This is a genomic window from Xanthobacter sp. DMC47, assembly GCF_056313845.1.
Window position 1 is genome coordinate 2,354,166 of the sequence record NZ_JBQUZM010000001.1, and the last position, 25,184, is coordinate 2,379,349.

Here is a 25,184-nt window from a genome sequence, read left to right on the forward strand (position 1 = left end):
TCAGGCCCCCGCCGGCGTCGGCGGACGCCTTCCGGGAACCGCCGACGATGACCAAGCCCGCCCTGCCCCTGCGCTCCCTCAAGGTGGAGGATCTCTCCCCCTCAGACGCCGCCGCCGAGCACGCGGCCCTCGCCGAGGAGATCCGGGGCCATGACGCAGCTTATTACCGGGAGGACGCGCCGGTCGTCTCCGATGCGGAATATGACGACCTGCGCCGCCGCTACGAGGCCATCGAAGCACGTTTCCCCGGCCTCGTCGGCGAGGACAGCTTATCCGCCAAGGTGGGCGCAGCGCCGTCCGAGAAGTTCGGCAAGGTGGTGCATGGCGTGCCCATGCTGTCGTTGCAGAACGCCTTCTCCGACACGGAGGTGGAGGAATTCGTAGCGCGGGTGAAGCGCTTCCTCGGGTTCGGGGCGGAGGAGGAAGTCGCCTTCACCTCCGAGCCCAAGATCGACGGGCTGTCCTGCTCGCTGCGCTACGTGGACGGCCGCCTCGAAGTCGCCGCCACCCGCGGCGACGGTGCCGAGGGCGAGGATGTCACCGCCAACGTGCGGACCATCGACGACATCCCCAACCGGCTCCATGGCGCCGGTGTGCCGGACGTCATCGACGTACGCGGCGAGATTTACATGGCGAAGGCCGATTTCGAGGCCCTGAACGCCCGGCAGGCGGCGGCGGAGGAGAAGGTGTTCGCCAATCCGCGCAACGCCGCCGCCGGCTCCCTGCGCCAGCTCGACCCCGCCATCACCGCCTCCCGGCCGTTGAAATTCTTCGCCTATGCCTGGGGCGAGGCGACGCCGCTGCCGGCCGAGACCCAGCACGGCATGGTGGAAGCCTTCGCCCGCTGGGGCTTCTCCACCAATCCGCTCATGGTGCGCGCGACCAGCGCGGCGGAGCTGATCGCCCATTACCGCTCCATCGAGGCGCAGCGGGCAAGCCTGCCCTATGACATCGACGGCGTGGTCTACAAGGTGGACCGGCTCGATCTGCAGCGCCGCCTCGGCTTCGTCTCCCGCTCGCCGCGCTGGGCCATCGCCCACAAATTCCCGGCTGAGCAGGCGACAACCGTGCTGGAGGCCATCGACATCCAGGTGGGCCGCACCGGCGCCCTTACCCCCGTCGCCAAGCTGATGCCGGTGACGGTGGGCGGCGTGGTGGTCGCCAATGCCACCCTTCACAACGAGGACGAGATCGCCCGCAAGGACATCCGCGTCGGCGACACGGTGGTGGTCCAGCGCGCCGGCGACGTGATCCCGCAGGTGGTGCGGGTGATCGAGGAGAAGCGGCCGGCGGGGTCGAAGCCCTATGAATTCCCCACGCTTTGCCCGGCTTGCGGCTCCCACGCGGTGCGGGAGGTGGATACGAAATCCGGCAAGGTGGATGCCGTGCGCCGCTGCACCGGCGGACTCATCTGCCCGGCGCAGATGGTGGAGCGATTGCGCCACTTCGTATCGCGCAACGCCTTCGACATCGAGGGGCTGGGCGAAAAGCAGGTGCGCGCCTTCTACGACTGGGGGCTGATCGCCTCGCCGGCGGACATCTTCACGCTGGAAGCCCGCAACGCTCGCTCCCTCCAGCGGCTGGAAAACCGCGAGGGCTGGGGCAAGACCTCGGCGGCCAATCTGTTCGCCGCCATCCAGTCCCGCCGCAACGTGGCCGTGGACCGCTTCGTCTTCGCGCTCGGCATCCGCCATGTGGGCGAGACCAACGCCAAGCGCCTGATGCGCCATTACGGCACCGTGGAAGCGCTGGAAGCCGGCGCGCTGGCCGCGGTCATCCCGGGCGAGGAACACCCCAAGGGCAATGAGGCCTGGCAGGAGATGCTGGCCATCGACGGCGTGGGCGACGTGGTGGCGGAAGCGGTCATCGAATTCTTCCACGAGCCGCGCAACCGCGAGGTCGTCGCGGCCCTGCTGGCGGAGGTGACGCCCTCCCCCATGGAGCGGATCGCCGCCGAGAGCCCGGTGGCCGGCAAGACCGTGGTCTTCACCGGCTCGCTGGAGAAGATGACCCGCGACGAGGCGAAAGCCATGGCCGAGCGGCTGGGCGCCAAGGTCGCGGGCTCCGTCTCCGCCAAGACCGACCTCGTGGTCGCCGGCCCCGGCGCGGGCTCGAAGCTTGAGAAGGCGCAGGCGCTGGGGGTGAGGGTCATCACCGAGGATGAGTGGTTCGAGCTGGTGGGGTGAGGGCGCTTCGCCGGCTCACGCCCCTTGACGCCCCCGCCCGAAACCCCCATTCCTCCCGCACCAGCCGGCCGGGCGGCCGCGGCATTTCGGTGTCGAGGAAAGTCCGGGCTCCACGCAGACACGGTGCCGGATAACGTCCGGCGGGGGCGACCCCAGGGAAAGTGCCACAGAAATCAAACCACCCGTGCGTGCACGGGCCAGGGTGAAACGGTGGGGTAAGAGCCCACCGCGCGACCGGCAACGGAAGCGGCACGGCAAACCCCACCGGGAGCAAAGTCGAATAGGGACGGCACGGGCAACCACCCCTGTCTACGGGGCGCCGTCCGGGTTGACTGCTAGAGGCGCCGGGCAACCGGCGTCCCAGAGGAATGGTCGCCACGCGGGTGCAAGCCCGCCGTACAGAACCCGGCTTACAGGCCGGCTGGTGTTTCCCTCAGAAATCGAAAGAGTGACGCGGCGCCCGTCCGCGTCCCCTCACACGTCCACGCTGGCGCGCAGCGCGTTCTCCTGGATGAATTCGCGGCGGGGTTCCACCGTGTCGCCCATCAGGCGGTTGAAGAGGTCGTCGGCGGCGTCCACTTCCTTCACGCGCACCTGGAGGAGCGAGCGGGCGTTGATGTCCAGCGTCGTTTCCCACAGCTGCTCGGGATTCATCTCGCCGAGGCCTTTGTAGCGCTGGAGCGAGAGGCCCTTGCGGCCGGAATCGGTGACGGCGTCGAACAGGTCGACGGCACCGAACAGCACCTGCTCGTCGCTGCGCCGCTTCAGGGTCGCGGCGGCGGCGAACACGCCGTCGAGGTCGCGGGCGAGGGTGTCGAGCCGGCGTGCCTCGGGGGAGGCGATGAAGGCGTGGTCGAGCCGCGCCACCTCGGCGACGCCCCGCACGGTGCGGGAGAAGGCATAGCCGGTCTCGTCGCAGAGGCCGGTCCAGCCGCGCTCGGTCTCGTCCGCCAGCGCATCGAGGCGACGGGCCACTTCCGCGGCCGCGGCGGTGCCGGTGGCCTCGTCCTCCAGCGCTGCGGGGGCGAAGGCGCCGGCCAGCGCAGCCTGCTCGGCTACCGCGCGGTTGTAGCGGGGATGGAGCCCGGCAAGCGCGCTGCGCAGCTGGCGCGACACGTCCACCACATGGGCGAGATCCGCGCCGGTGCGCACCTCGCCGGAGGCGAGATGGAGCGAGGCTTCCTCAAGGCCGGTGGTGATGAGGTAGTCCTCCAGCGCCTTCTCGTCCTTGAGGTAGGTCTCGGACTTGCCGCGCGCCACCTTGTAGAGCGGCGGCTGGGCGATGAAGAGGTGGCCCGCGTCCACGATCTCCGGCATCTGCCGGAAGAAGAAGGTCAGCAGCAGGGTGCGGATGTGGGCGCCGTCCACGTCGGCGTCCGTCATGATGATGATCTTGTGGTAGCGCAGCTTGGCGATGTCGAAATCGTCCCGGCCGATGCCAGTGCCGAGCGCGGTGATGAGCGTGCCGATCTGCTCGGACGACAGCATCTTGTCGAAGCGCGCGCGCTCCACGTTGAGGATCTTGCCGCGCAGCGGCAGCACCGCCTGGAAGGCGCGGTCGCGGCCCTGCTTGGCGGAGCCGCCGGCCGAGTCACCCTCGACGATGAAGATCTCGGACTTGGCCGGGTCCTTCTCCTGGCAGTCTGCGAGCTTGCCGGGGAGCGAAGCCACGTCCAGCGGGCTCTTGCGGCGGGTGAGGTCGCGCGCCTTGCGGGCGGCCTCGCGGGCGGCGGCGGCTTCCACCACCTTGCCGATCACGCTCTTCGCCTCGACCGGGTTCTCCTCGAACCAGTTGGCGAGCGCCTCGCCGACGAGGTTCTCCACCACCGGGCGGACCTCGGAGGACACGAGCTTGTCCTTGGTCTGGGAGGAGAATTTCGGGTCCGGCACCTTCACCGAGAGCACGGCCGTCAGGCCCTCGCGGCAATCCTCGCCGGTGGGGTCCACCTTCTCCTTCTTGGAGATGCCCGAGGTGTTGGCATAGCCCAGCACCTGCCGGGTCAGCGCGGCGGCGAAGCCGGTGAAGTGGGTGCCGCGATCACGCTGGGGGATGTTGTTGGTGAAGCAGAGCACGTTCTCGTGGTAGCCGTCGTTCCACGAGAGCGCGGCCTCCACCGTGATGCCGTCCTTCTCGGCGCGGATCACCACGGGCTTGGCGATGAGCGCGGTCTTGTTGCGGTCGAGATACTTCACGAAGGCCTCGACGCCGCCCTCGTAGTGCAGCTCCTCGCGCTTCGGCTCGGCGCCGCGCGCGTCGGTGAGCACGATGAGCACGCCGGAATTGAGGAAGGCCAGCTCACGCAGGCGATGTTCCAGCGTGGCGTAATCGAACTCGATGCGGGTGAAGGTCTCGGGGCTCGGCAGGAAGGTCACCTTGGTGCCGCGCTTGCCCGCTGGCGCCGGGCCCACCACCTTGAGCGGCGCCTCCGCGTCGCCGTGGCGGAAGCGCATGTAGTGCTCCTTGCCGTCGCGCCAGATGGTGAGGTCGAGCGTGGTCGAGAGCGCGTTCACCACCGAGACGCCCACACCGTGCAGGCCGCCGGAAACCTTGTAGGAATTCTGGTTGAACTTACCGCCCGCGTGCAGCTGGGTCATGATGACCTCGGCGGCGGAGACCCCCTCCTCCGGGTGGAGGTCGGTGGGAATGCCGCGACCGTCGTCGGTCACGGTCACCGACCCGTCGGCCTCCAGCGTGACGGTGACTTCCTTCGCCCAGCCGGCCAGGGCCTCGTCGATGGCGTTGTCCACCACCTCGTAAACCATGTGATGCAGGCCCGAGCCGTCGTCCGTGTCACCGATGTACATGCCGGGACGCTTGCGGACCGCATCGAGGCCCTTGAGCACCTGGATGGACTGGGCGCCGTAGTCGTCGGGCGACGCGGCGGGCACGGGTTCGGCCATGGAAACTTCCGATTCGGTTCTGGTACGTGTTGCAAATCTAGCGCAAAGCGGCGGCTATTTGGTGGCGGTCGCGCTTGTTTTCCTGCGTTTTCCAAGGCTCGACGGCCATTTAGGGGTCATTCAGCCGGCGCTGTAGCGTGCAAATCCGTCTGCTCGCAACCTGCAGGCGGGGCACTCGCCGCAGCCATAGCCCCAGGCGTGGCGGTGGCCCCGATCGCCGAGATAGCAGGTGTGGGTCTCCTCGACGATGAGATCCACCAGCGGGCGGCCGCCCAGATGCTCCGCCAGGCGCCAGGTCTCGGCCTTATCGATCCACATAAGCGGCGTGTGGAGAACGAAGCGCTTCTCCATGCCGAGGTTCAGCGCCACCTGCATGGCCTTGATGGTGTCGTCCCGGCAGTCGGGATAGCCGGAAAAGTCCGTCTCGCACATGCCGCCGACGATGTGCCGGAGCCCCCGGCGGTAGGCGAGGGCGGCGGCGAAGGTGAGGAAGACGAGGTTGCGGCCGGGCACGAAGGTGTTCGGCAGGCCGTTCGCTTCCATATGGAGGGCGACGTCGCGGGTCAGCGCCGTGTCGGAGATCTGGCCGAGCACCGGCAGGTCCAGCACATGGTCGTCGCCGAGCCGCGCAGCCCACAGCGGATTGAGGCCGCGGAAGGCGGCGCGCAGCACCGGGCGACGCTCTAGCTCCACCGCGTGGCGCTGGCCATAGTCGAAGCCGAGGGTCTCCACCCGTCCGAAGCGCTCCAGCGCATAGGCGAGGCAGGTGGCGGAATCCTGCCCGCCGGAGAAGAGGACGAGCGCGCCCTCCTCCCGATGCAACGCGGCCTCAGCCATGCGCAGGCGACCTCTTTACCGAATTCAAGATCATTCGCCGGGGGCCTTGGCCTCGATGGCGAGGGCATGCAGGCCGCGCGCGATCTCGCCCTGAAGCAGGCCATTGACGATGCGGTGCCGCTCCACCCGGCTCTTGCCGGTGAAGCTCGGGGAGACCACCCGCACCCGAAGGTGGGTGATGCCGCCGTCGCCGCGGTTGGCGCCCTTGTGATCGTGCATCACGCCGGCATGGCCCGCATGCTTGTGACTTTCGTCCTCAAGCTCGAGCGCGAGGGGGGTAAGGCCGGCCTCGAGGGTCTGGCGGATGGAGGCAAGAGACGTTTCGGACATGATGAAAGGGCTTCTGTGCAATGGAAGGGACCAAACGGGACGGCCGGTTATGGCGCTCCCGCGTGGGCGGCATTATATGGGGCTTGTCGCGGCCTGCCACCCTCGGCCACGATGAGACCGGCTCAGCCGCCTCCGTGCCTGACCTGACTGCCCCGACTGCATCCCCTGCTACCCCTGTGGAACTGCGCTTTCTCCGCGCGCTGCACCGCAATTCCTTGCCGCGTCGCGGAACGGCGCACATAATCGACCAGCCATGAAACTCGACTCCCCCCTCTTCGACCGCATCCGGGTCAAGCCCGCCGACGACCGGCCCCGCAGCCGGATGTCGCTGACAGGCTGCCAATGGCCGGGCTGCGCGGCGGAGGGCACGCACAAGGCGCCCAAGGGGCGGCACCAGGAAGGCCAGTACTGGTCCTACTGCCTGGACCACGTGCGCGAGTACAACCAGTCCTACAACTATTTCTCGGGCATGACCGACGATGCGGTGTATGCCTACCAGAAGGATGCGCTGACCGGCCATCGGCCCACGTGGAAGATGGGCATGAAGGGGGCCGGCGGCCGCCGCGCCGGCGCGGACGCGACCGACGGCATGGGCGACCCCTTCGGCTTCACGGCCGAGATGGGCGGCGCCTTCCGCACCGACCGGCCGGAGCCCGACGGGAAGATCGTGCGCACCGCCGAGCGGCGGGCGCTGGAGGTGATGGGCCTCGACATGTCGGCCAGCGCGGTCGAGATCAAGGCCCGCTACAAGGAACTGGTGAAGCTGCACCACCCCGACGCGAACGGCGGCGACCGGTCGTCGGAGGATCGCCTGCGCAGCGTCATTCAGGCCTATAACAGCCTCAAGCAGGCAGGTTTCTGCTGAGCGGTCCTCAGGATCGCCGGCGACGCGGAGGCGGCCCCCTTGGACCGCGCCGCGATGGACACGAACACGAAAAGGGGCGCGCGGGGCGCGCCGACGGAGGAGTTATGAGCGGTTTGGAGACCACTGCCCCGATGCCGGACATGAAGGTGTCGGTTCGCCAGACGTTCGGCATCGATATCGACATGGAGGTCCCGGCCTACTCCGAAGCCGACCCGCATGTGCCCGAGCTGGACCCGGACTATCTGTTCGATCGGCCGACCACCCTCGCCATCCTCGCCGGCTTCGCCCGCAACCGCCGCGTGATGGTCACCGGCTTCCACGGCACCGGAAAGTCCACGCACATCGAGCAGGTGGCGGCGCGGCTGAACTGGCCGTGCGTGCGCATCAACCTCGACAGCCACATCTCGCGCATCGACCTCATCGGCAAGGACGCGATCGTGGTGAAGGATGGCCTGCAGGTCACCGAATTCCGCGACGGCATCCTGCCCTGGGCCTACCAGAACAACGTCGCCCTCGTGTTCGACGAATATGACGCCGGCCGCCCGGACGTGATGTTCGTGATCCAGCGCGTGCTGGAGTCCTCCGGCCGGCTGACCCTGCTCGATCAGAGCCGCGTGATCCGCCCGCACGGCGCGTTCCGGCTGTTCGCCACCGCCAACACCATCGGCCTCGGCGACACTACCGGCCTCTATCACGGCACCCAGCAGATCAACCAGGCGCAGATGGACCGCTGGTCCATCGTGACCACGCTGAACTATCTCGCCCACGACAAGGAAGTGGACATCGTCCTCGCCAAGGCGAAGCACTTCCAGAACGTGGAAGGCCGCGATACGGTCAACCGCATGGTCCGCCTCGCGGACCTGACCCGGCAGGCGTTCATGAATGGCGATCTCTCCACCGTCATGAGCCCGCGCACGGTCATAACCTGGGCCGAGAATGCGGACATCTTCCGCGACATCGCCTTCGCCCTGCGCGTGACCTTCCTCAACAAGTGCGACGAGCTGGAGCGCCCGCTGGTGGCGGAGTTCTACCAGCGCTGCTTCGGCCAGGAGCTGGCCGAGAGCACCGTGAACGTCGCTCTCTCCTGAACCGGTGCGGCTCAGCCGCGCCTTGCATTGAACAGGCTGCGCCCCGGCGCGGCCTGTCGCCCCGCAGGACGCGCCTCGCCCGAAGCGCATCCGACAAGACGCAAGAGCCGAAGAAGCACGCGCCATGGCCACCAACCGCACCACCGGCAAGGCCCCCAAGGAAGCTCCCGCCGAGCCGTTCAAGCGCGCCGTCACCGGCTGCTTCAAGGCCATCGCCGGCGTCTCCGAGTTCGAGGTGTCCTTCGCCTCCGAGCGTCCCGCGCTCGGCCCGGACCGGGTGCGCCTGCCCGAGCCGCCGCGCCGCTTCACCCTGCAGGATGCCGCCATCGTGCGCGGCCATGCGGATTCCCTCGCCCTGCGCCGCGCCTGCCATGACCCCGGCGTCCACCGCAAGATGCTGCCCCAGGGCGAGGTCGCCCGCGGCGTGTTCGAGGCGGTGGAGCAGGCACGCGTGGAAGCCATCGGCGGCAACCGCATGCCGGGGGTGAAGCGCAACCTCGCGGCCATGCTGCAGGACCGCTACCACCGCGCCAATTTCGCCGACATCACCGAGCGCTCCGAGGCGCCCATCGCCGATGCGGTGGCCCTGATGGTGCGCGAGCGCCTGACCGGCGAGCCCCCGCCCCCCGACGCCCGCCGGGTCGTCGACCTGTGGCGCCCCTTCATCGAGGAACGGGCCGAGGGCGACCTCGCCCGGCTCCTCGACAGCATCGAGAACCAGAAGAAGTTCGGCGAGATCGCCCGCGATCTCCTCGCCTCCCTCGATATGGGCGAGGAAAGCGGCCTCGACACCGAGCAGGAGCCCGAGGAGGCCGAGAACGAGGGCGGCGCCGAGGAGCAGGGTGGCGAGAACGGCGAGAGCCGCGAGGACGACAGCCAGCAGGGCGCCACCGAGATGGAGGCCGAGCTTTCCGAAGAGGAAATGCCCGACTCCGCCGCCCAGAGCGAGGCCGCGCCCCCCGCCGACGTGCCCGACGGCACCGAGATGGGCGACAGCGAGGAGCCGGCCGAGCCGTGGTCGCCCCGCCCGCCGATGACGCACGACAATCGCGGGCCGGAATACCACGCCTTCACCACCAAGTTCGACGAGGAGACCTCCGCCGAGGACCTCTGCGACCCGGAGGAACTGACGCGGCTCCGCTCCTATCTCGACAAGCAGCTCGCCAACCTCCAGGGCGTCGTGGCGCGCCTCGCTAACCGCCTGCAGCGCAAGCTGCTGGCGCAGCAGAACCGCGCCTGGGAGTTCGACCTCGAGGAGGGCGTGCTCGATCCCGCGCGCCTGCCACGCGTCATCATGGACCCCATGGCCGCGCTCTCCTTCAAGCGCGAGCGCGACACCGACTTCCGCGACACGGTGGTGACGCTGCTCATCGACAATTCCGGCTCCATGCGCGGCCGGCCCATCACGGTGGCCGCTACCTGCGCCGACATCCTCGCCCGCACGCTGGAGCGCTGCGGCGTGAAGGTGGAGGTGCTGGGCTTCACCACGCGCGCCTGGAAGGGCGGCCAGTCCCGCGAGGCCTGGCTCGCGGCCGGCAAGCCCGCCGCGCCCGGCCGCCTCAATGATCTCAGGCACATCATCTACAAGTCCGCCGACGCCCCCTGGCGCCGGGCGCGCCGCAACCTCGGCCTGATGATGCGCGAGGGCCTGCTCAAGGAAAATATCGACGGCGAGGCGCTGGACTGGGCGCACAAGCGCCTGCTCGCCCGCACCGAGGCGCGGCGCATCCTGATGATGATCTCCGACGGCGCGCCGGTGGATGATTCCACGCTCTCGGTAAACGCCGGCAATTATCTGGAACGCCACCTGCGCCACATCATCACCGAGATCGAGACCCGCTCGCCGGTGGAGCTGATCGCCATCGGCATCGGCCACGACGTGACGCGCTACTACCGCCGCGCCGTCACCATCGTGGACGCCGAGGAGCTGGGCGGGGTGATGACCGAGAAGCTCGCCGAGCTGTTCGAGGAAACGCCCGGAGGCGGCGGCAGGGGAGCGCCGCGCGGCGGCCGCCTGCATTGAGACGGCGCCTGCGCGCCGCAGGCTTTGTCGCCGCCGGGGCGCTCGGCGGCGCGCTGCTGTTCAGTTTCGCCTTCTCCAAGCCGGGCGCGCTGCCGCCCGAGCCGGTGGCCATCACGGTCGCCGCGCAGCCCGTCGCCACCTTCAAGCGGGGGGACGAACTCACGAAGTTCGGGCCGCTGACCTTCCTCGGCGGGCTCGTGCTGACCTCGTCCTTTCCCGGCTTCGGCGGCATCTCCGGCTTCGCGCTTGAGCAGGACGGGCACTTCGTCGCCATCACCGATGCCGGCCTGTTCCTTTCCGGCCGCCTCGTTACCGAGAATGAGCGCCCCACCGGCCTCGCCGACGTCAAGGCGGCGGCGCTGCTCGACGCCGAGGGCCGGGTGCAGGCGGACAATGCGCGCGAGGACGTGGAATCCGTCACGCTCGCGCCGGATGCCGCCTATGTGGCGATGGAGACCATCAACGAGATCTGGCGCTACCCGCGCGATCCCCTCGGCAGGCGTGGCACGCTCGTGCCGGCGCCGGCGATCAAGGGGCTGAGGCGCAACACCGGCCTCGAAAGCCTCGCCTATATGCCTTCCGGCCCGCTCAAGGGCGCGCTCGTCGCCATCGGGGAGGAAGGGGCGAAGAAGGCGGACGACCTGCCCGGCTTCATCATCGGCGGTCCCGCCCCCGGCACCTTTACCGTGACCAAGAGCGGCCCCTTCGACGCCACCGACCTCGCGCTGGGGCCGGACGGCAATTTCTACCTTCTGGAGCGGCATTACACCCCGCTGGAGGGCGTGAGCATGCAGCTCCGCCGCTTCCCCGCGAGCGAGGTGAAGCCGGGGGCGCGCATCACCGGTGAGGTGCTGGGCCGCTTCGACATGGGATACGAGATCGACAACATGGAAGGCCTCGGCGTCACCCGCAGCGCCGCCGGCGAGATCCTGCTGACCATGATTTCCGACGACAATTTCAGCCCGCTTCAGCGCACGATCCTGCTGCGCTTCGCGGTATCGGAGGATTGAGGCAGACCTGCGCCCCCACCAGCCAGGTGACTCCCCTCTCCCCTCGCGGGAGAGGGGCCGGGGGTGAGGGGGCTGGTTCCGCTTGCTCAACCGTTCGGACAAAGGGCCCACACCCCTCACCCCGACCCTCTCCCACAAGGGGAGAGGGGGCATCCGCTCTGCCCCTTGCCGCCAGCACCCTGGAATCCACTTCGCTTGAAAATACGCTAGGCTCCCGCCGTCGCAACGGAATTCGCCTGCCGCATGTGGTCCCGCCTCTATTGGCTCGCCGTCGGCGGCCCCCTTGCCGCCGGCCTTCTGGTGATGGGAGCCAATCCGGCGCCGCTCGTGGACCTGCGCAACGGCCTGTTCGACCTCTACCAGCGCGCCGCGCCCCGCCCGTATGACCCCGACCTGCCGGTGCGGGTGGTGGACGTGGACGATGCCTCCCTCGCCCGCGTGGGCCAGTGGCCGTGGCCGCGCACCACGGTGGCCGAACTGACGCAGAAGCTCGCGAACCTCGGCGCGGCGGCCATCGCCTTCGACATGGTGTTTTCCGAGCCGGACCGACTCGATCCCGCCGCCGTGGTGAAGCTGCTGCCCGCCGAGGCCCGCGCCCCGGCCGAGGCGGCGCTCGCCGGCCGCGACAGTTCCGACCAACAGCTGGCCGCGACGCTCATGGCAGCGCCTTCGGTCCTCGGCGCCATCCTCACCCACGGCACGGGCGGCGCCTATCCCGAGAAATGGGGCATGGCCAGCGCGGGCGACGATCCGCGCGGCTTCGTACCGGGCTTCTCCGGCGCCGTCGCGCCCTTGCCGGCGCTGGCCGCTGCCGCGCGCGGCATCGGCGCGCTGAACTGGCTGCCGGACCGCGACCAGGTGGTGCGCCGCGTGCCCATCCTGCTCGGCCTCGACGGCAAGCTGGTGCCGAGCCTGTCGGCGGAGGCGCTAAGGGTGGCGCAGGGCGCGTCCACCTATGTGGTGCGCGCCTCCAACGCCAGCGGCGACCAGGCCTTCGGCACCAAGACAGGCATCACGGCGGTGAAGATCGGCGCCCTCGACGTGCCCACGGACGCCTCGGGTGAGGTGCGGGTGCGCTTCACCGCCACCGATCCCCGCCGTTTCCTCTCCGCCGCCGACGTGCTGGACGGCAAGGTGCCGTCCGCCGAAGTGGAGGGACGCATCCTCCTCGTCGGCTCCAGCGCGCCGGGGCTGATGGACACGCGCGCGACGCCCCTCGATGCCGCCGTGCCCGGTGTGGAAATCCAGGCCCAGCTCATCGAGCACATCGTCGCCGGTGCCCGCCTCGTGCGGCCGGACTGGGCGCGCGGGGCCGAGATCGTGCTCACCGGCCTGCTCGGGCTGCTGCTCGCGCTGGTGCTGCCCCGCGTCTCGGCTCCCGGGGCCGGGGTGCTCGGGCTCGCGGTGGTGGCGACGCTGGGCGCAGGGGCGTGGCTCGCCTTCACCCGGCTCGATCTGCTGCTCGATCCCATGGGACCCGGCGCCGCGATCCTCGCAGTCTATGGCTTCGGCGTGCTCGCACTCTATCGCGACGAGCAGCGGCAGAAGAAGTGGGTGCGCTCGGTGTTCGGCCGCTTCGTCTCGCCCAAGGTGGTGGAGCGCCTCGCCGAAAACCCTGAACGCCTCGTGCTCGGCGGCGAGACCCGCGAGATCACCATCCTGTTCTGCGACCTGCGCGACTTCACCTCCCTGTCCGAGACCATGGACGCGCAGGCCCTCACGCGCTTCATGAACGCCTATCTCACGCCCATGACGGAGGTGGTGCTCGCCCATGGCGGCACCATCGACAAATACATCGGCGACGCCATCATGGCCTTCTGGAACGCGCCGGTGGACGATGCCGCCCACGCCCGCAACGCCGCGCTCTGCGCGCTCGCCATGTCGGCGCGGCTGGAAGCCTTGAACGACGAGTGGCGCCGTGCGGCGGAGGCGGAGGGGCGGCCGTGGCACCCCGTGCGCTGTGGCATCGGGCTCGCCACCGGCCCGTGCTGCGTGGGCAATCTCGGCTCGGCGCAGCGGCTCGAATACTCCTGCCTCGGCGACGACGTGAACCTCGCCTCCCGCATCGAGGGCGCCACCAAGTCGATGCGCGTGGACATCCTCGTCTCCGAGGCGACGCGGGAGGCAGCGGGCGACCTCGCTTTCCTCGAAGCCGACCTGCTCATGCTCAAGGGCAAGTCCAAGGCGAGCCAGCTCTATCTCCTCGCCGGCGGTCCGGAGTTCTCGCGGTCGGCAGCCTTCTCCCGGCTGGAAGAGCGGCACGGCGCGTTGATGGCCGCTTACGGCGCCGGCAGCTTCGGAGAGGCGGCAGCCCTTGCGGAGGCACTGGCGGCGAGCGCCCCGGCGCGGCTCGGGCGCTTCTATGGCCTGTATGCCGAGAGGTGCCGGGGTGCGGCGGACCCGGCAGCCGCGCCTGCTGCTTCCGGCTGAACCCGCCGTCCGGCAATCGTTACCCCTTGCCAACACGCTAGAGCGCCTGCAGAAAAGTCGTGATGAGCGGCACGGATCGAGCCTCCCCTAACGGTGGAACGGCCCCGGCGACGCGGGAAGCGCTCCCGCGCGATGTGCTCACGTATCTGTGGCGCGCCGAGCCGCTGTCCCACATCAAGCTGTTCGCCCTCGTCCTCCTGCTGCTGCCGTTCAACTACGCCTCGCTGGAACTGCCGCGGCTCATCGTCAACGGCGTCACCGATTCCATCGGCGGGACGGTCCCCAAGCTGTTCGACTTCGATCTCACCTGGCCGGACTTCCTCGGCGGCGGGATGATCCTCGATCTCACCGGCTTCGAGGTCTCGGCCTTCGGGCTCCTCGCCGGCCTTGCGGCGCTGCTGTTCGCGCTGCAGCTCATCCAGCAGCACATCTCGCGCCTCATCGAGATGGCGAAGGCCCGGCTCGGCGAGCGGATCATCGTCGGACTGCGCCGCCAGCTGTTCGACGTCATCCAGCGCCTGCGCCCCGAAGCACCCATGAAGAGCAAGGCGATGGAAGTGGGCAACATGCTGCGGTTTGAGGTGGGGCCCATCTCCCCCTTTGCCGGCATGGCCTTCGCGCAGCCCCTGAAGTCCGCCGGCCTCATCGGCTCGGCGACGCTCCTCATCTTCACCCAGAATTCGGCGCTGGGCGGCTGCGCCCTTGGCATCCTCGCGCTCAATTACGTTCTGCTCGGCATCCAGCGGCGCGACAATGCCCACAAGCTGCAGGTCTATCAGCGCGAGGCGGTGGCGCTTGGAAAGCGGGTGATGGCGGGCATCGACCGCCTGCCCCTCGTCCACGGCTTCGCCACGAGCCCCTGGGAGCGTGCCGCGGTGGACGGCCGGCTGGCCGTGGTGTCGGAGGCGAGCCTCGACCTCAAGCGGCAGAATTTCACCGACCGTGTGCTGAACCTGCTCATGTCGGACGTGCCGACGCTGGTGTTCTATTTCGTCGGCGGCTGGCTGGCGCTGACGGGGGCCATCAACATCGGCCAGCTGGTGGCGGTGGTGGCGGCCTATGGCCAGATTCCCGAGCCGCTGAAAGAGCTGATCGACTGGGACGAGAAGCGCGTCGTCGCCCAGGTGCGCTACGATTTCGCCCGCTATTACCTCGAGACGCAGGAAGTCTGGCCCAAGGGCTCACAGGACGACACCGGCTGGGAGGGCGTGCCCTTCGACGGCGCGCTGAAGATCGCAGACCTCGGGGTGGTGGACCCGGCGGGCAGCCTAATCCTCGACGGGGTGAGCTTCGATGTACCCGCCGGCACGGCGGTGGCGCTCAAGGGGCCGGATGCCGGCGGCAAGCACGCGGTGGCGCGCGTCTGCGGCCGCGCCATTTCGCTCTACAGCGGCACGGTGCGCATCGGCGGGCACGATCTGGCGAGCGTCCCCGAATCCGTCATCGGCCGGCATGTCGCCTATGCCGGCGGCGATCCCATCGTGCTCAACGCGTCCCTGCGCGAGAACATGCTGTGCGCGCTGGAGCGCCACCCCGGCCGGCCGGCGCCCGGCGCCACCGAGCCCGAGCCCTCGGGCCTCGACGACGCCGTCCAGCTCGACCGGTCGATCCTCGCCGCCCTCGGCCTCGCGGGGCTGGGCGACCTCGTGGTGCGCCTCGGCCTCGAACGCCGGCTCGACCCGGAGGCGAGCCCGGCGCTGGCGGAACGCATCGTGACCGCCCGCGCCGCCGTCACCGACGCCATCTCCCGCCGCCAGCAGGAGACGGGACGCGTGCTGATCGAACCGTTCCGCTTCGCCGCCTTCAACCGCTTCATGACGCTGGCGGAAAACATCCTGTTCGCGGCACCGCTGAACGACACGCGCGGCGCCGCCTCGCTCCTCTCCGATCCGGGCCTGATGCCCGAGCTGGAGCGGCTCGGCGTCGCCGACGATCTGACCGCCCTCGGCCTCAGCACCCTGCGCACCCTCGCAGAGCTGGCCGGCGGGCAGGACGCGATCGCCGACATCGATACCAAGGGCCTGCTGCGCGCGGAGGAGATGACCAGCGCGCGCACCCTCCTCGCCCATGCCGGCACCGGCGTCGGATTGGCCCCGGAGGAGCGCGCGCTGCTGCTGCGCGTCGCCGGCCGCTATTGCGAGCCGCGCCACCGCTTCGGCCTCATCGACGAGGACTGGCAGCAGCGAGCCCTCGCCGCCCGCGCGCAGCTCGCCTACCTCAAGGCGGTGTCCGGCACGCCGCTCGCCCGCTACCAGCCGGACAGCTACTGCCGGGCGCTGACCGTGCGCGACAATCTCCTGTTCGGGCGCATCGCAGCCGACCGCGCCGGCGCCGCCGCCATGGTGGACGAACTGGTGCGCGACTGCCTGAAGCAGGACGGCTTCATCGTCCAGGTGGAACGTCTGAGCCTCGACGTGGCCTTGGGCGAAGGCGGACTGCCCCTCTCGGCTGCCGAACGCGGCAAGCTCACCCTCGCCCGCTGCCTCGTGGCGGAGCCCGATCTTCTCATCATCGACGACGCCCTGGCCCCGCTGGCGCCGTCCGACCAGAGCCGGCTGATCGAGACCGTGCTCGAACGCCGCGCGGGGCGCACGACGCTGGTGGTGCTGGATGCCGCCGAACCGCTCGAATTGTTCGCGCAGGTGATCGTGCTCGCCCACGGGCAGATCGAGCGCATCGAGGGAGCGGAACTCTCCGCCACCGGTACGTAAGGGGCCGACAAGGATCAGGTCATGAGCATTGAAGACGAGGCCCGCGTCCTCTCCCGCATTCCCATGTTCCGCGATCTGGAGCCGAGCCAGCTCAGGCTGCTCGCCTTCTCCGCGACACGGCTGGATGTGGCGCCGGGCGACGTGCTGTTCCATCAGGGCGAAGCGCCGGACGCCGCCTATGTCATCCTGGACGGCACCGCGGTCATCGAGGTAACGGCGGGCGGCACCACCCACGAGATCACCCGCCTTACCAAGGATACGGTGGTGGGCGAGATGGGCGTGCTGACCGGCGAGGCGCGCAGCGCCACGGTGCGCGCCGGCGCGCCCATGAGCGTGCTGCGCATGGAGTCCGACCTGTTCCTGGCGCTGCTGGACAAGACGCCCTCCCTCGCCCGCTCCGTGCTGCGCGACCTCGCGCTGCGCCTTCAGGAGACCACGCGCGCGCTGGTGAAGGCGCGCGGCTGACTCGGAAGCGCAGTGCCCGCCAAACCTCTGAGCCGGATCATCTTTTACCGCCACGCCGGCGCTTTCGCCGCTTGCATCCCGCAAGGTAAGGCGCCACCATGGAGCACCAATCAGAAAGTCCCTGGGGGGTGCGCACATGCGAATGATGAAAGCCGTGGTGGGTCTCGCCTTGGCCCTGAGCCTCACCGCCTGCTTCGAGGGCAAGCCTGGCCCGGCCGGCCCCGCCGGTGCGGCGGGCGCACAGGGTCCTGCCGGCGTTGCCGGGCCCGCGGGTCCTGCTGGTGCGGCGGGTCCCGCCGGTCCCGCTGGCCCGGCCGGCACTCAGGGTGCGCAAGGTCCGGCCGGCCCGGCCGGTGCCGCCGGCGCGCCGGGCGCGGCCAACATCACGCTGCGCGCCGCCGCCTGCCCCGAGGCGGGCTGCCTCGCCTCCTGCGAGACGGGGGAGAGCGTCATCGGCGGCTATTGCGTGAACGTGGACCGCGGCATGCAGCACATCGCCGTCTTCTCGGCCCGCGGCGACAAGACCGAGGTGGAATGCCTGCATCCGGTGAAGCAGGTGGTGGCGGTCTGCCTCAAGCCGTGAGGTCGCGACGTCGTCCGCCTGGAGCATGTTCGGCAGTCATGCTCCGAGCTTTGATGATACGCATTTTCTTCACGTGAACCGAAATCCACTTCGCTTGAAAATGCGCTACCCCCGGCGCCGCAGGATCTTGAGGCGCCCCAGAAGCTCGGCCACCGCCTCCGTCGGCAGGTGGCCGATCTCGCGGGCCAGCAGGTTGGCAAGCTCGGTGGCCTGCGGCGACAGGTCGGCGGTATCGACCACCACCCGCGGCTGCGACAGCTCGGCCAGGCGCTGGAGATCCTCCGCCTCGTCCCAGATCACGTTGAAATAGGCGATGATGCGCTGGGTGAGCGCCCAGGTCGGCTTGCCGCGCTTGCCGGTCTCCAGCGCGGACAGATAGGTGGGCGTGACGCCGATGGCCCGCGCCATCTCGGTGAGGGTTACGCCGCGCTCGGCGCGCAGGTCGCGCACCCGGCGTCCGAAGGGCGTCATGCCGAGGTCCTTGTGGTTCCACCCGTTTTCGTGGCGCGCGGGCAGGCCGGAAGGCCGCGCCCCGCACATCACCCGGATAGCGCCATCACGGGCGGCAAGTCCATGGGGGGAAGCCTGCCCGGCAAACGAAAACGGCGGCGCAGGGCGCCGCCGTCCGTCATCGATAGATCTCGTCGGGCCGTCAGGTCCAGCTGCTGTCGTCGCCGCCGCCGTCATCCCAGCCGGCCTCGTCGCCGATATCGTCATAGCCGGCGTCTTCGGGGCCGGCCTCTTCATAGCCGGCCTCCTGCTGGCTCGAGCCGTTCCAGAAATTATCCGTGCCCGCGTTCTGCCCGCCCAGCGCCGCCTGCGCATCCTGGCCGAGATTGCCGGTGCCGGGGGTCTCGGGCTTGCCGAGCTCGGCAGCCGCAGCATGGGCCACCGCGCCGCCACCGCCGGTCATCATGTTCTTGATACCGTCATAGAGCAGCGCGCCACCGGCGACACCCGCCGCCGTGGCGAGCGCCCCCTGCAGGAAGCCGCCGCCGCTGCGCTGCGGCTGGGGCGCGGCCTGCTGGCCCCAGGGTCCGCCCTGCTGGGCATATCCACCCTGCTGGGGATAGCCTTGCTGCGGATACCCGCTCTGCTGCGAGTAGCCCTGCTGGCCATAGCCGGCGGGCAGTCCCATGGGCTGGCCGGGCTGCTGGCTGGAAGACTGCCCCCAAGGCTGACCGGCGGGCTGGCTCGCATACTGGCCATTATCCCGCGCTCCCGCGGCGGGAACGGATGAACGACCGCCGCCGAACAGGCCGCCGAGAAAGCCGCCGGAGCCCGACTGGCGCTGCTGCGCTTCCGCCGCGCGTGCCTCGGCGTCGGCGAGCTGGGCTTCCAGATCCTGGATGTGCCCATAGGCCTGCTGCAAAGCGTGCTCCTGAACCAGGACGCTCTGGGCGAGGGCATAGGTGGCGTGGGGTGCCTCGGCGACACGGCGCGCGATGAGCGCCTCGGCCTCCGCATCGCGCGGCTGGCTGGCAACACTGCGCATGCGATCGAACAGGCCGTCGATCAGGGCACGTTCCTCGGGGGTCATTTCCGCCTCCGGTGAGTGGATGGCGAGGATATGAGCAGACGAGCGTGGCCGGGGAAGGGCTCCCCGCATGAAATTTTTGTAACGCCGCGGTAGCGGAGCAGGGTTTATTCCGCCGCGTCGGCCGGGGTGCCGCTGTCGGCCACGCTCGACCCGCCGAGGCCGAAGCGCTTCTCCACATAGGCTTCCACCATCTGGCGGAACTCTTCCTGGATGTTGGCGCCGCGCAGGGTCGCGACCTTCCTGCCGTCGATGAAGACGGGGGCGGACGGCGTCTCGCCGGTGCCGGGCAGTGAGATGCCGATATCGGCGTGCTTGCTCTCGCCCGGCCCGTTCACGATGCAGCCCATGACCGCCACATTCAGCGTCTCGACGCCGGGATATTGCGCCTTCCACACCGGCATCCGGGTGCGGATCATGTCCTGTACCGACTGCGCCAGCTCCTGGAACACCGTGCTCGTGGTGCGCCCGCAGCCGGGGCAGGCGGCCACCAGCGGCACGAAGGTGCGCAGGCCCATGGTCTGCAGGATTTCCTGCGCCACCTGCACCTCGCGGGTACGGTCGCCGTTGGGCTCGGGGGTCAGCGACACGCGGATGGTGTCGCCGATGCCCTGCTGGAGCACCACGCCCATGGCCGCCGTGGAGGCGACGATGCCCTTCGAGCCCATGCCCGCCTCGGTGAGGCCGAGGTGGAGCGCGTAGTCCGAACGGCGCGCCAGCTCCGAATAGACCGCGATCAGGTCCTGCACCGCCGAGACCTTGGCGGAGAGGATGATGCGGTCGCGGCCGAGGCCGATCTCCTCCGCCAGCGCCGCCGAGAGCAGGGCCGAGCGCACCAGCGCCTCCCGCGTCACCGCCCGCGCCTCTGCGGGCTGGGGCAGGCGGGCGTTCTCGTCCATCAGGCGGGTGAGCAATTCGCCATCCAGCGAACCCCAGTTGGCGCCGATGCGCACCGGCTTGTCGTGCCTGATGGCGGTTTCGACGATGGCGGCGAACTGCCGGTCCTTCTTGTCGCCGAAGCCCACGTTGCCGGGATTGATGCGGTACTTGGCGAGGGCTTCCGCGCAGGCCGGATGATCGGCCAGGAGCTTGTGGCCGATGTAATGGAAATCGCCCACGAGCGGCACGTCGATGCCCTGCGCCAGCAGCTTCTCGTGGATGTGCGGCACGGCGGCCGCCGCCTCGTCACGGTCCACCGTGATGCGCACGATCTCGGAACCGGCACGGGCCAGCGCCGCGACCTGCCGCACGGTGCCCGCGATGTCGGCCGTGTCGGTGTTGGTCATGGACTGGACCACCACCGGCGCCCCGCCGCCGACCATCACGCGGCCGACCGGGACGCCCACCGTCACACGCCGCCGGGCCGGACCGGCCTCAAGCAGCTCGACGGGAACCACGGGCGCGGCGCTGGCGAGGGTTTCGGCGCTGGTCATGGGTCTGGTCCTCGAACGACGGGCGGTCCGCAAGGTGTACGGTGCCGGGGCAGGCGTGGACCGCATTACGGACGTCTATGCGGCAGGGTTTCGAGTAGGCCGGGGGCGGGAAAGAATCAACCGCCGGCGGTTTCCTTGGCTGCGAGCCTGGTCGGGTCCTTGGCCGCAGGCGCCGGTGCGGCAGAGGTCGCGTCCCGGCAATCGGCACAGGTGCCTGCCACCTCCAGCACCCTTTGGCGCGGCTCGAAGCCGGCGGCCCGCGCCGCCCAGGCGAGGTCGCGGCCGATGGCGTGGGAGGCCACCTCCCGCGTCAGGCCGCAGCGCTCGCAGATCAGGAAGACCACCACGTCGGTATCATCGTGGGGATGGGCGCAGGCGAGAAAGGCGTTGCGGCTCTCGATGCGGTGGGCGAGACCCTCCGCCACCAGGAAGTCGAGCACGCGGTAGACCGACATGGGCGGCGCCCCGTCGCCGGCGTCCGAGAGCTTCTGGACGATTTCGTAGGCGCCGAGCGGGACATGGCTCTCGGCGAGGGCCTTCATGACATTGCGGCGCAGCGGGGTAATGCGCAGGCCCTTGCGCGCGCAGCACTCCTCCACGCGCGACATGGCGCCTGCCACGCATTGGCCGTGGTCGTGGTCCTTGGTATGGGCGTCGGAGCGGGTCACCCGGCAAATCTAGTGGATGTCGGCCGGTTTCGCCACGGTGCCGACGACGCCAAGCATGACAGGAACTCCCGCTCGCCGGATTGCACCGCAGCGGACGGCGTTGCAATGTGCCGGCCGCAGGCACGCCTGCGTGTGATGATCTTGCGGGCCAATGCGGCGTTCAGGCGCCGCGTGACAGCAGCGTCACACCGTTCCGCTACACCGTGCCGCCGGCCCCGCAGGGGCCGTGCCGCCTTTTCGGGGAATAGCCATGCTCAAGGGGAAGGTCGCCGTCGTCACCGGGTCCACCAGCGGAATCGGGCTCGCCTACGCCCGGGCCTTCGCCAAGGAAGGCGCGAACGTCGTCATCAATGGCCTCGGCGACGCTGCCGCCATCGAGAAGGAGCGTGCCGCCATCGAGAGCGATTTCGGCGTGAAGGCGCTCTATTCGCCGGCCAACATGCTGAAGGCGGACGAGATCGAAGGCATGGTGAAGCTCGCCGAGACCGAGCTTGGCGCCTGTGACATCCTGGTGAACAACGCCGGCATCCAGCACGTGGCGCCGATCGAGGAATTCCCGATCGACACCTGGAACACCATCATCGCTATCAACCTGACGGCGGCCTTCATCGCCACCCGCGCCGCCATCCCCGGCATGAAGGCGAAGAAGTGGGGCCGCATCATCAACACCGCTTCGGCCCACGCTCTGGTCGCCTCGCCCTTCAAGTCGGCCTACGTCTCGGCCAAGCACGGCATCGCCGGCTTCACCAAGACCGCCGCGCTCGAGACCGCGACCTTCGGCATCACCGTCAACGCGATCTGCCCCGGCTACGTCTGGACCCCTCTCGTTGAGAAGCAGATCCCGGACACCGCCAAGGCGCGCGGCATGACCGAGGAAGAAGTGAAGAAGAACGTGCTTCTCGCCGCTCAGCCCACCAAGGAATTCGTGACGGTCGAGGAAGTGGCGGCGCTGGCGGTGTTCCTGTGCTCGGACAACGCCCGCTCCATCACCGGCTCCATGCAGCAGATCGACGGCGGCTGGGTCGCGGAGTGACGCCGGAGCACCGGCCGTGACCCGGCGCGACGGCGTCAAGCCGCTCAGCCTCGCGCTCCAGGGGGGAGGCGCCCATGGCGCCTTCACCTGGGGCGTGCTGGATCGCCTGCTCCAGGACGAGCGCATCGCCATCGCCGGCATCACCGGCACCAGCGCGGGCGCCATGAACGCGGTGGTGCTCGCGGCCGGGCTCGCCAAGGGCGACCCGGAGGAGGCGCGCCACGCCCTCGCGCAGTTCTGGAAGGACGTGTCGCGGGACGGGCGCATGTCGCCCATCCAGCGTTCGGCCTTCGACCGGCTCATGGGCAACTGGTCGCTCGCCAAGAACCCGGTCTATCTCGCCTTCGAGATCGCCTCGCGCTTCCTGTCGCCCTACGACTTCAATCCGCTGAACATCAACCCGCTGCGCGAGATCCTTGAAGCACACGTGGATTTCGAGGCGATCCGCCGCTCGCAGGTGAAGGTCTATATCTCCGCCACCAACGTCCATACCGGTCGCGCCCGCATCTTCGGGCACGAGGAGATGACGGCGGACGCGGTGATGGCCTCCGCCTGCCTGCCCTTCCTGTTCCAGGCGGTGGAGATCGACGGCGTGCCCTATTGGGACGGCGGCTACATGGGCAATCCGCCGCTCTTCCCGCTCTACGAGATGGCGGACGCGGACGACATCCTTCTGGTCCAGATCAACCCGGTGGTGCGCGAGACGACGCCCCGCACCGCCAGCGAAATCCAGAACCGGATCAACGAGATCACCTTCAACGCCTCGCTGCTCGCCCAGCTGCGCGCCGTCGACCACGCGGCGAAGCTGATCGAGCAGGGGCTGATCACCCGCTGGACGCTGGGCGGCTCGCCCTTCCGCCGGGTGCGGCTGCACCGCATCGGCGGCGAACATCAATTGGCAGCGCTCGACGCCACCTCCAAGCTCAATGCGGAATGGTCCTTCCTCCAGCACCTGCGCGACCTCGGCCGGGCGGCGGCGGAGACCTTCCTCGCCGAGCATTTCGACGACCTCGGCCGCCGCTCGACGCTGGATCTGAGGCTGGAACTGGCAGACTGAGGCGAGCCCGCCAGGGCGGGCCTGCCGAAAGCGTCCTTAGCTGCGCGAGAGCTTAACCGCGCGAATCCTTCTTGGCCTGCGCCACCGCCACGAACTTGGTGACGCGGCCGGCCTCGCCGGAGGCGGAGCCGATGCGCTGTAGGCGCGTGCGTTCCTTGGGGGTCATGCCCGTGTTGGGGCGCGGCAGGTTCGCCGGGCGCTTGGCGCGCTTGGAATCCCGCTTCAGCTCCAGCGCCTTGTGGGCATTCTCCACCAGCTCGGCCCGGGCCGCCTGGGTGCGGCGGCGGCTCTGCTCGCGGCGCGCCCGGGTGAGCGCATCGGTGAGCACGGAGGCCTTCTGGCGGTTGCCGGAATCGGCCTTCTCGAACGTCACCTCACCGCGACCACCCTTGCCGCGCAACGCGCGCCGCTGGTTGTTGGCGATGGTGAGGGCACGGTCGCGGCGCTCGCGCAGCTGGGCGACGAGATCATTCACCTCGCTGTCGCCGAGGGCGGTCACCACGGGCTGGCGGGACTTCTCCACCAGTTCCACTTCCGCATCCGTGAGAAGGCGGCGTTCCGTCTTGCGGGGATGGGCCATGGGGCGGGTCTCCTTCTTGTTTTCCGACCCTTATGGCTACGCCGCCGATTATGTGGATTGTAAGACTGCGAGAGCACGGCCTGCCATGAACGAAACGCCCGTCCCTGAGTCCGCCGAGCACCGCGGCGCATGGAGCTGCGCGGTGATCGTCGCCGACATCACGCGCCTCGCCTCTGACGCCATCGTGAACGCCGCCAACAGCTCCCTGCTCGGCGGCGGCGGGGTGGACGGCGCCATCCACCGGGCGGCCGGACCCGATTTGCTGGCGTATTGCCGCACATTGGGCGGCTGCCCGACCGGCGAGGCACGCCTCACACCCGGCTTCCATCTGCCGGCACGCCACGTCATCCACACGGTCGGGCCCGTCTGGCGCGGCGGCGGCGCGAACGAGGAGGCCCTGCTGGCCTCATGCTACCGGGAGAGCCTCCGGCGCGCCGACGAAGCCGGCCTCACGTCCATCGCTTTCCCCGCCATCTCCACGGGCATCTATGGATTCCCGCCCGAGCGCGCCGCCCCACTGGCGGTCGGCGCCGTCCTCGCCCATCTTGTCGGCCCCGGCAGCGTGACCCGCGTGGTCTTCTGTTGCTTCTCTCAAGGCTCCGCCGACCTTCATCATGACGTCCTCCGCGCCCACGGCATCGCACCCCGCCCCTGACAGCGGGCGGGATCTTCCGCTCCTCCACCGCGACGGGCTGATGCTCATCATCGACAAGCCTTACGGCCTGCCGGTCCATGCCGGGCCGAAGGGCGGGGAGACGCTGACCGATCATCTCGATGCTTTGCGCTTCGGCCTGCCCCGCGCGCCGGAGCTGGCCCACCGGCTGGACAAGGACACCTCCGGCTGCCTCGTGCTCGGCCGCCACACCAAAGCACTGGCGCAGCTCGGAAAGCTGTTCGCCAGCGGCGCCGTGGGGAAAACCTACGTGGCCGTCACCCTCGGCGCCCCGTCGGCGGAGGCGGGGCGGATCGACCAGCCCTTGGCCAAGCGCTCGCCGCATCGCGGCTGGTGGATGCAGGCGGTTCCCAAGGGATCGCCCGGCGCGCAGGAGGCGATCACCGACTATCAGGTGCTGCACCGGGCCGGCGACCTCGCCGTCATCGCCCTGTCGCCGGTCACGGGGCGCACCCATCAGCTGCGCGCGCATCTCTCGCACCTCGGCACGCCCATCCTCGGCGATGCCATCTATGGCGGCGCCTCCCGCCTGCCGGGCGGGCCGAAGCTGCATCTGCATTCGCGACGGGTGGTGGTGCCGCTCAAGTCGGGGGCACCGGTGGACGTGAGCGCCCCTTTGCCGCCGCATATGTGCGAGACGCTTTCTCTCCTCGGCCTCGATCCGGCCGCCGTGGGCTTCGCCGCCGATGAGGTCGCCTTCGCCAAATTGGAGACGGCTGTGCGCAAGGCCTGACCCATTTGTGAAGCGCCTTCCGCAAGGGCAATCTGGCCCGG

21 protein-coding genes and 1 other RNA gene are annotated in these 25,184 nt (G+C 69.5%); 14 read left to right on the forward strand and 8 right to left on the reverse strand.

What is annotated here, in order from left to right:
- Positions 1 to 47: 47 nt before the first annotated feature.
- Both ligA and rnpB read left to right on the forward strand, forming a co-directional pair.
- Entirely contained in the window at positions 48 to 2,186 is a 2,139-nt protein-coding gene (ligA, locus tag ACT54R_RS10870; RefSeq protein WP_476326124.1) for an NAD-dependent DNA ligase LigA, read from the forward strand.
- A gap of 60 nt (positions 2,187 to 2,246) precedes the next feature.
- Positions 2,247 to 2,615, forward strand: an RNA gene (gene rnpB / locus ACT54R_RS10875) — RNase P RNA component class A.
- Between the two features lie 45 nt (positions 2,616 to 2,660).
- On the opposite strand, the gene gyrB is transcribed toward rnpB, so the two are convergent.
- From gyrB to ACT54R_RS10890, 3 genes are all read right to left on the reverse strand, one after another.
- Complete coding sequence (gyrB, locus tag ACT54R_RS10880; RefSeq protein ID WP_476326126.1) at positions 2,661 to 5,087, reverse strand: DNA topoisomerase (ATP-hydrolyzing) subunit B; 2,427 nt, start codon at positions 5,085 to 5,087, stop codon at positions 2,661 to 2,663.
- A gap of 120 nt (positions 5,088 to 5,207) precedes the next feature.
- Positions 5,208 to 5,924, reverse strand: a complete 717-nt coding sequence (gene queC / locus ACT54R_RS10885; protein ID WP_476326128.1) for a 7-cyano-7-deazaguanine synthase QueC — start codon at positions 5,922 to 5,924, stop codon at positions 5,208 to 5,210.
- A gap of 30 nt (positions 5,925 to 5,954) precedes the next feature.
- A complete protein-coding gene (locus tag ACT54R_RS10890) occupies positions 5,955 to 6,254 on the reverse strand; it encodes a BolA family protein (protein ID WP_476326130.1) in 300 nt (99 codons plus the stop codon).
- 253 nt (positions 6,255 to 6,507) lie between these two features.
- Here ACT54R_RS10890 and ACT54R_RS10895 point away from each other — a divergent pair, with 253 nt between their 5' ends.
- The 8 genes from ACT54R_RS10895 to ACT54R_RS10930 all read left to right on the forward strand — a co-directional run bounded on the left by ACT54R_RS10895 (position 6,508) and on the right by ACT54R_RS10930 (position 17,429).
- Positions 6,508 to 7,119 (forward strand): J domain-containing protein, encoded by a 612-nt coding sequence (locus ACT54R_RS10895; protein ID WP_476326132.1) that lies wholly within the window; start codon positions 6,508 to 6,510, stop codon positions 7,117 to 7,119.
- 104 nt (positions 7,120 to 7,223) lie between these two features.
- A complete protein-coding gene (gene cobS / locus ACT54R_RS10900) occupies positions 7,224 to 8,207 on the forward strand; it encodes a cobaltochelatase subunit CobS (RefSeq protein WP_476326134.1) in 984 nt (327 codons plus the stop codon).
- 124 nt (positions 8,208 to 8,331) lie between these two features.
- On the forward strand, positions 8,332 to 10,230 hold the full coding sequence (cobT, locus tag ACT54R_RS10905) for a cobaltochelatase subunit CobT (RefSeq protein ID WP_168458638.1): 1,899 nt from the start codon (positions 8,332 to 8,334) through the stop codon (positions 10,228 to 10,230).
- Positions 10,227 to 11,240 carry an esterase-like activity of phytase family protein gene (locus ACT54R_RS10910; protein WP_476326137.1) on the forward strand — a complete coding sequence of 338 codons (1,014 nt, stop codon included), beginning with the start codon at positions 10,227 to 10,229 and terminating at the stop codon, positions 11,238 to 11,240. The genes cobT and ACT54R_RS10910 overlap by 4 nt, the downstream gene beginning before the upstream one ends.
- A 243-nt stretch (positions 11,241 to 11,483) precedes the next feature.
- Complete coding sequence (locus ACT54R_RS10915) at positions 11,484 to 13,670, forward strand: CHASE2 domain-containing protein (RefSeq protein WP_476326139.1); 2,187 nt, start codon at positions 11,484 to 11,486, stop codon at positions 13,668 to 13,670.
- A gap of 62 nt (positions 13,671 to 13,732) precedes the next feature.
- Positions 13,733 to 16,381: an ABC transporter ATP-binding protein gene (locus ACT54R_RS10920; RefSeq protein ID WP_476326141.1), complete on the forward strand. Its 2,649-nt coding sequence runs from the start codon at positions 13,733 to 13,735 to the stop codon at positions 16,379 to 16,381.
- Positions 16,382 to 16,402: 21 nt separating this feature from the next.
- The gene (locus ACT54R_RS10925; protein WP_476326143.1) at positions 16,403 to 16,846 is read left to right on the forward strand and encodes a Crp/Fnr family transcriptional regulator; all 444 of its coding nucleotides are present in this window, start codon (positions 16,403 to 16,405) and stop codon (positions 16,844 to 16,846) included.
- A gap of 136 nt (positions 16,847 to 16,982) precedes the next feature.
- Positions 16,983 to 17,429: a hypothetical protein gene (locus ACT54R_RS10930; protein ID WP_476326144.1), complete on the forward strand. Its 447-nt coding sequence runs from the start codon at positions 16,983 to 16,985 to the stop codon at positions 17,427 to 17,429.
- 105 nt (positions 17,430 to 17,534) lie between these two features.
- On the opposite strand, the gene ACT54R_RS10935 is transcribed toward ACT54R_RS10930, so the two are convergent.
- The 4 genes from ACT54R_RS10935 to ACT54R_RS10950 form a co-directional block, all read right to left on the reverse strand.
- Positions 17,535 to 17,900, reverse strand: coding sequence for a helix-turn-helix transcriptional regulator (locus ACT54R_RS10935; RefSeq protein WP_168458644.1), 366 nt, complete (start codon positions 17,898 to 17,900; stop codon positions 17,535 to 17,537).
- Positions 17,901 to 18,081: 181 nt separating this feature from the next.
- A complete protein-coding gene (locus tag ACT54R_RS10940) occupies positions 18,082 to 18,969 on the reverse strand; it encodes a DUF2076 domain-containing protein (protein WP_476326146.1) in 888 nt (295 codons plus the stop codon).
- A 104-nt stretch (positions 18,970 to 19,073) separates the two neighbouring features.
- Positions 19,074 to 20,399 carry a flavodoxin-dependent (E)-4-hydroxy-3-methylbut-2-enyl-diphosphate synthase gene (gene ispG / locus ACT54R_RS10945; protein ID WP_476326148.1) on the reverse strand — a complete coding sequence of 442 codons (1,326 nt, stop codon included), beginning with the start codon at positions 20,397 to 20,399 and terminating at the stop codon, positions 19,074 to 19,076.
- Positions 20,400 to 20,515: 116 nt separating this feature from the next.
- The gene (locus tag ACT54R_RS10950; RefSeq protein ID WP_476326458.1) at positions 20,516 to 21,007 is read right to left on the reverse strand and encodes a Fur family transcriptional regulator; all 492 of its coding nucleotides are present in this window, start codon (positions 21,005 to 21,007) and stop codon (positions 20,516 to 20,518) included.
- 310 nt (positions 21,008 to 21,317) lie between these two features.
- On the opposite strand from ACT54R_RS10950, the gene ACT54R_RS10955 reads away from it, so the two are divergent.
- Positions 21,318 to 22,100: a 3-hydroxybutyrate dehydrogenase gene (locus tag ACT54R_RS10955; protein ID WP_476326150.1), complete on the forward strand. Its 783-nt coding sequence runs from the start codon at positions 21,318 to 21,320 to the stop codon at positions 22,098 to 22,100.
- Positions 22,101 to 22,116: 16 nt separating this feature from the next.
- Positions 22,117 to 23,157 (forward strand): patatin-like phospholipase family protein, encoded by a 1,041-nt coding sequence (locus tag ACT54R_RS10960; RefSeq protein WP_476326152.1) that lies wholly within the window; start codon positions 22,117 to 22,119, stop codon positions 23,155 to 23,157.
- A 52-nt stretch (positions 23,158 to 23,209) separates the two neighbouring features.
- On the opposite strand, the gene ACT54R_RS10965 is transcribed toward ACT54R_RS10960, so the two are convergent.
- The gene (locus ACT54R_RS10965; RefSeq protein WP_476326154.1) at positions 23,210 to 23,737 is read right to left on the reverse strand and encodes a hypothetical protein; all 528 of its coding nucleotides are present in this window, start codon (positions 23,735 to 23,737) and stop codon (positions 23,210 to 23,212) included.
- 85 nt (positions 23,738 to 23,822) lie between these two features.
- Between ACT54R_RS10965 and ACT54R_RS10970 the strand changes: the two genes are divergently transcribed.
- Positions 23,823 to 24,392, forward strand: coding sequence for an O-acetyl-ADP-ribose deacetylase (locus ACT54R_RS10970; RefSeq protein ID WP_476326156.1), 570 nt, complete (start codon positions 23,823 to 23,825; stop codon positions 24,390 to 24,392).
- Positions 24,352 to 25,143 carry an RluA family pseudouridine synthase gene (locus ACT54R_RS10975; RefSeq protein WP_476326158.1) on the forward strand — a complete coding sequence of 264 codons (792 nt, stop codon included), beginning with the start codon at positions 24,352 to 24,354 and terminating at the stop codon, positions 25,141 to 25,143. Before ACT54R_RS10970 ends, ACT54R_RS10975 begins: the two co-directional genes overlap by 41 nt.
- The last annotated feature ends 41 nt before the right edge of the window (positions 25,144 to 25,184 follow it).

Excerpts from the sequence above, each read along its gene's own strand:
- ligA (WP_476326124.1), top strand. The coding sequence starts at position 48 with ATGACCAAGCCCGCCCTGCCCCTGCGCTCCCTCAAGGTGGAGGATCTC.
- gyrB (WP_476326126.1), bottom strand. The coding sequence starts at position 5,087 with ATGGCCGAACCCGTGCCCGCCGCGTCGCCCGACGACTACGGCGCCCAG.
- queC (WP_476326128.1), bottom strand. The coding sequence starts at position 5,924 with ATGGCTGAGGCCGCGTTGCATCGGGAGGAGGGCGCGCTCGTCCTCTTC.
- ACT54R_RS10890 (WP_476326130.1), bottom strand. The coding sequence starts at position 6,254 with ATGTCCGAAACGTCTCTTGCCTCCATCCGCCAGACCCTCGAGGCCGGC.
- ACT54R_RS10895 (WP_476326132.1), top strand. The coding sequence starts at position 6,508 with ATGAAACTCGACTCCCCCCTCTTCGACCGCATCCGGGTCAAGCCCGCC.
- cobS (WP_476326134.1), top strand. The coding sequence starts at position 7,224 with ATGAGCGGTTTGGAGACCACTGCCCCGATGCCGGACATGAAGGTGTCG.
- cobT (WP_168458638.1), top strand. The coding sequence starts at position 8,332 with ATGGCCACCAACCGCACCACCGGCAAGGCCCCCAAGGAAGCTCCCGCC.
- ACT54R_RS10915 (WP_476326139.1), top strand. The coding sequence starts at position 11,484 with ATGTGGTCCCGCCTCTATTGGCTCGCCGTCGGCGGCCCCCTTGCCGCC.
- ACT54R_RS10920 (WP_476326141.1), top strand. The coding sequence starts at position 13,733 with ATGAGCGGCACGGATCGAGCCTCCCCTAACGGTGGAACGGCCCCGGCG.
- ACT54R_RS10925 (WP_476326143.1), top strand. The coding sequence starts at position 16,403 with ATGAGCATTGAAGACGAGGCCCGCGTCCTCTCCCGCATTCCCATGTTC.
- ACT54R_RS10930 (WP_476326144.1), top strand. The coding sequence starts at position 16,983 with ATGCGAATGATGAAAGCCGTGGTGGGTCTCGCCTTGGCCCTGAGCCTC.
- ACT54R_RS10935 (WP_168458644.1), bottom strand. The coding sequence starts at position 17,900 with ATGACGCCCTTCGGACGCCGGGTGCGCGACCTGCGCGCCGAGCGCGGC.
- ACT54R_RS10940 (WP_476326146.1), bottom strand. The coding sequence starts at position 18,969 with ATGACCCCCGAGGAACGTGCCCTGATCGACGGCCTGTTCGATCGCATG.
- ispG (WP_476326148.1), bottom strand. The coding sequence starts at position 20,399 with ATGACCAGCGCCGAAACCCTCGCCAGCGCCGCGCCCGTGGTTCCCGTC.
- ACT54R_RS10950 (WP_476326458.1), bottom strand. The coding sequence starts at position 21,007 with ATGTCGCGCGTGGAGGAGTGCTGCGCGCGCAAGGGCCTGCGCATTACC.
- ACT54R_RS10955 (WP_476326150.1), top strand. The coding sequence starts at position 21,318 with ATGCTCAAGGGGAAGGTCGCCGTCGTCACCGGGTCCACCAGCGGAATC.
- ACT54R_RS10965 (WP_476326154.1), bottom strand. The coding sequence starts at position 23,737 with ATGGCCCATCCCCGCAAGACGGAACGCCGCCTTCTCACGGATGCGGAA.
- ACT54R_RS10970 (WP_476326156.1), top strand. The coding sequence starts at position 23,823 with ATGAACGAAACGCCCGTCCCTGAGTCCGCCGAGCACCGCGGCGCATGG.
- ACT54R_RS10975 (WP_476326158.1), top strand. The coding sequence starts at position 24,352 with ATGACGTCCTCCGCGCCCACGGCATCGCACCCCGCCCCTGACAGCGGG.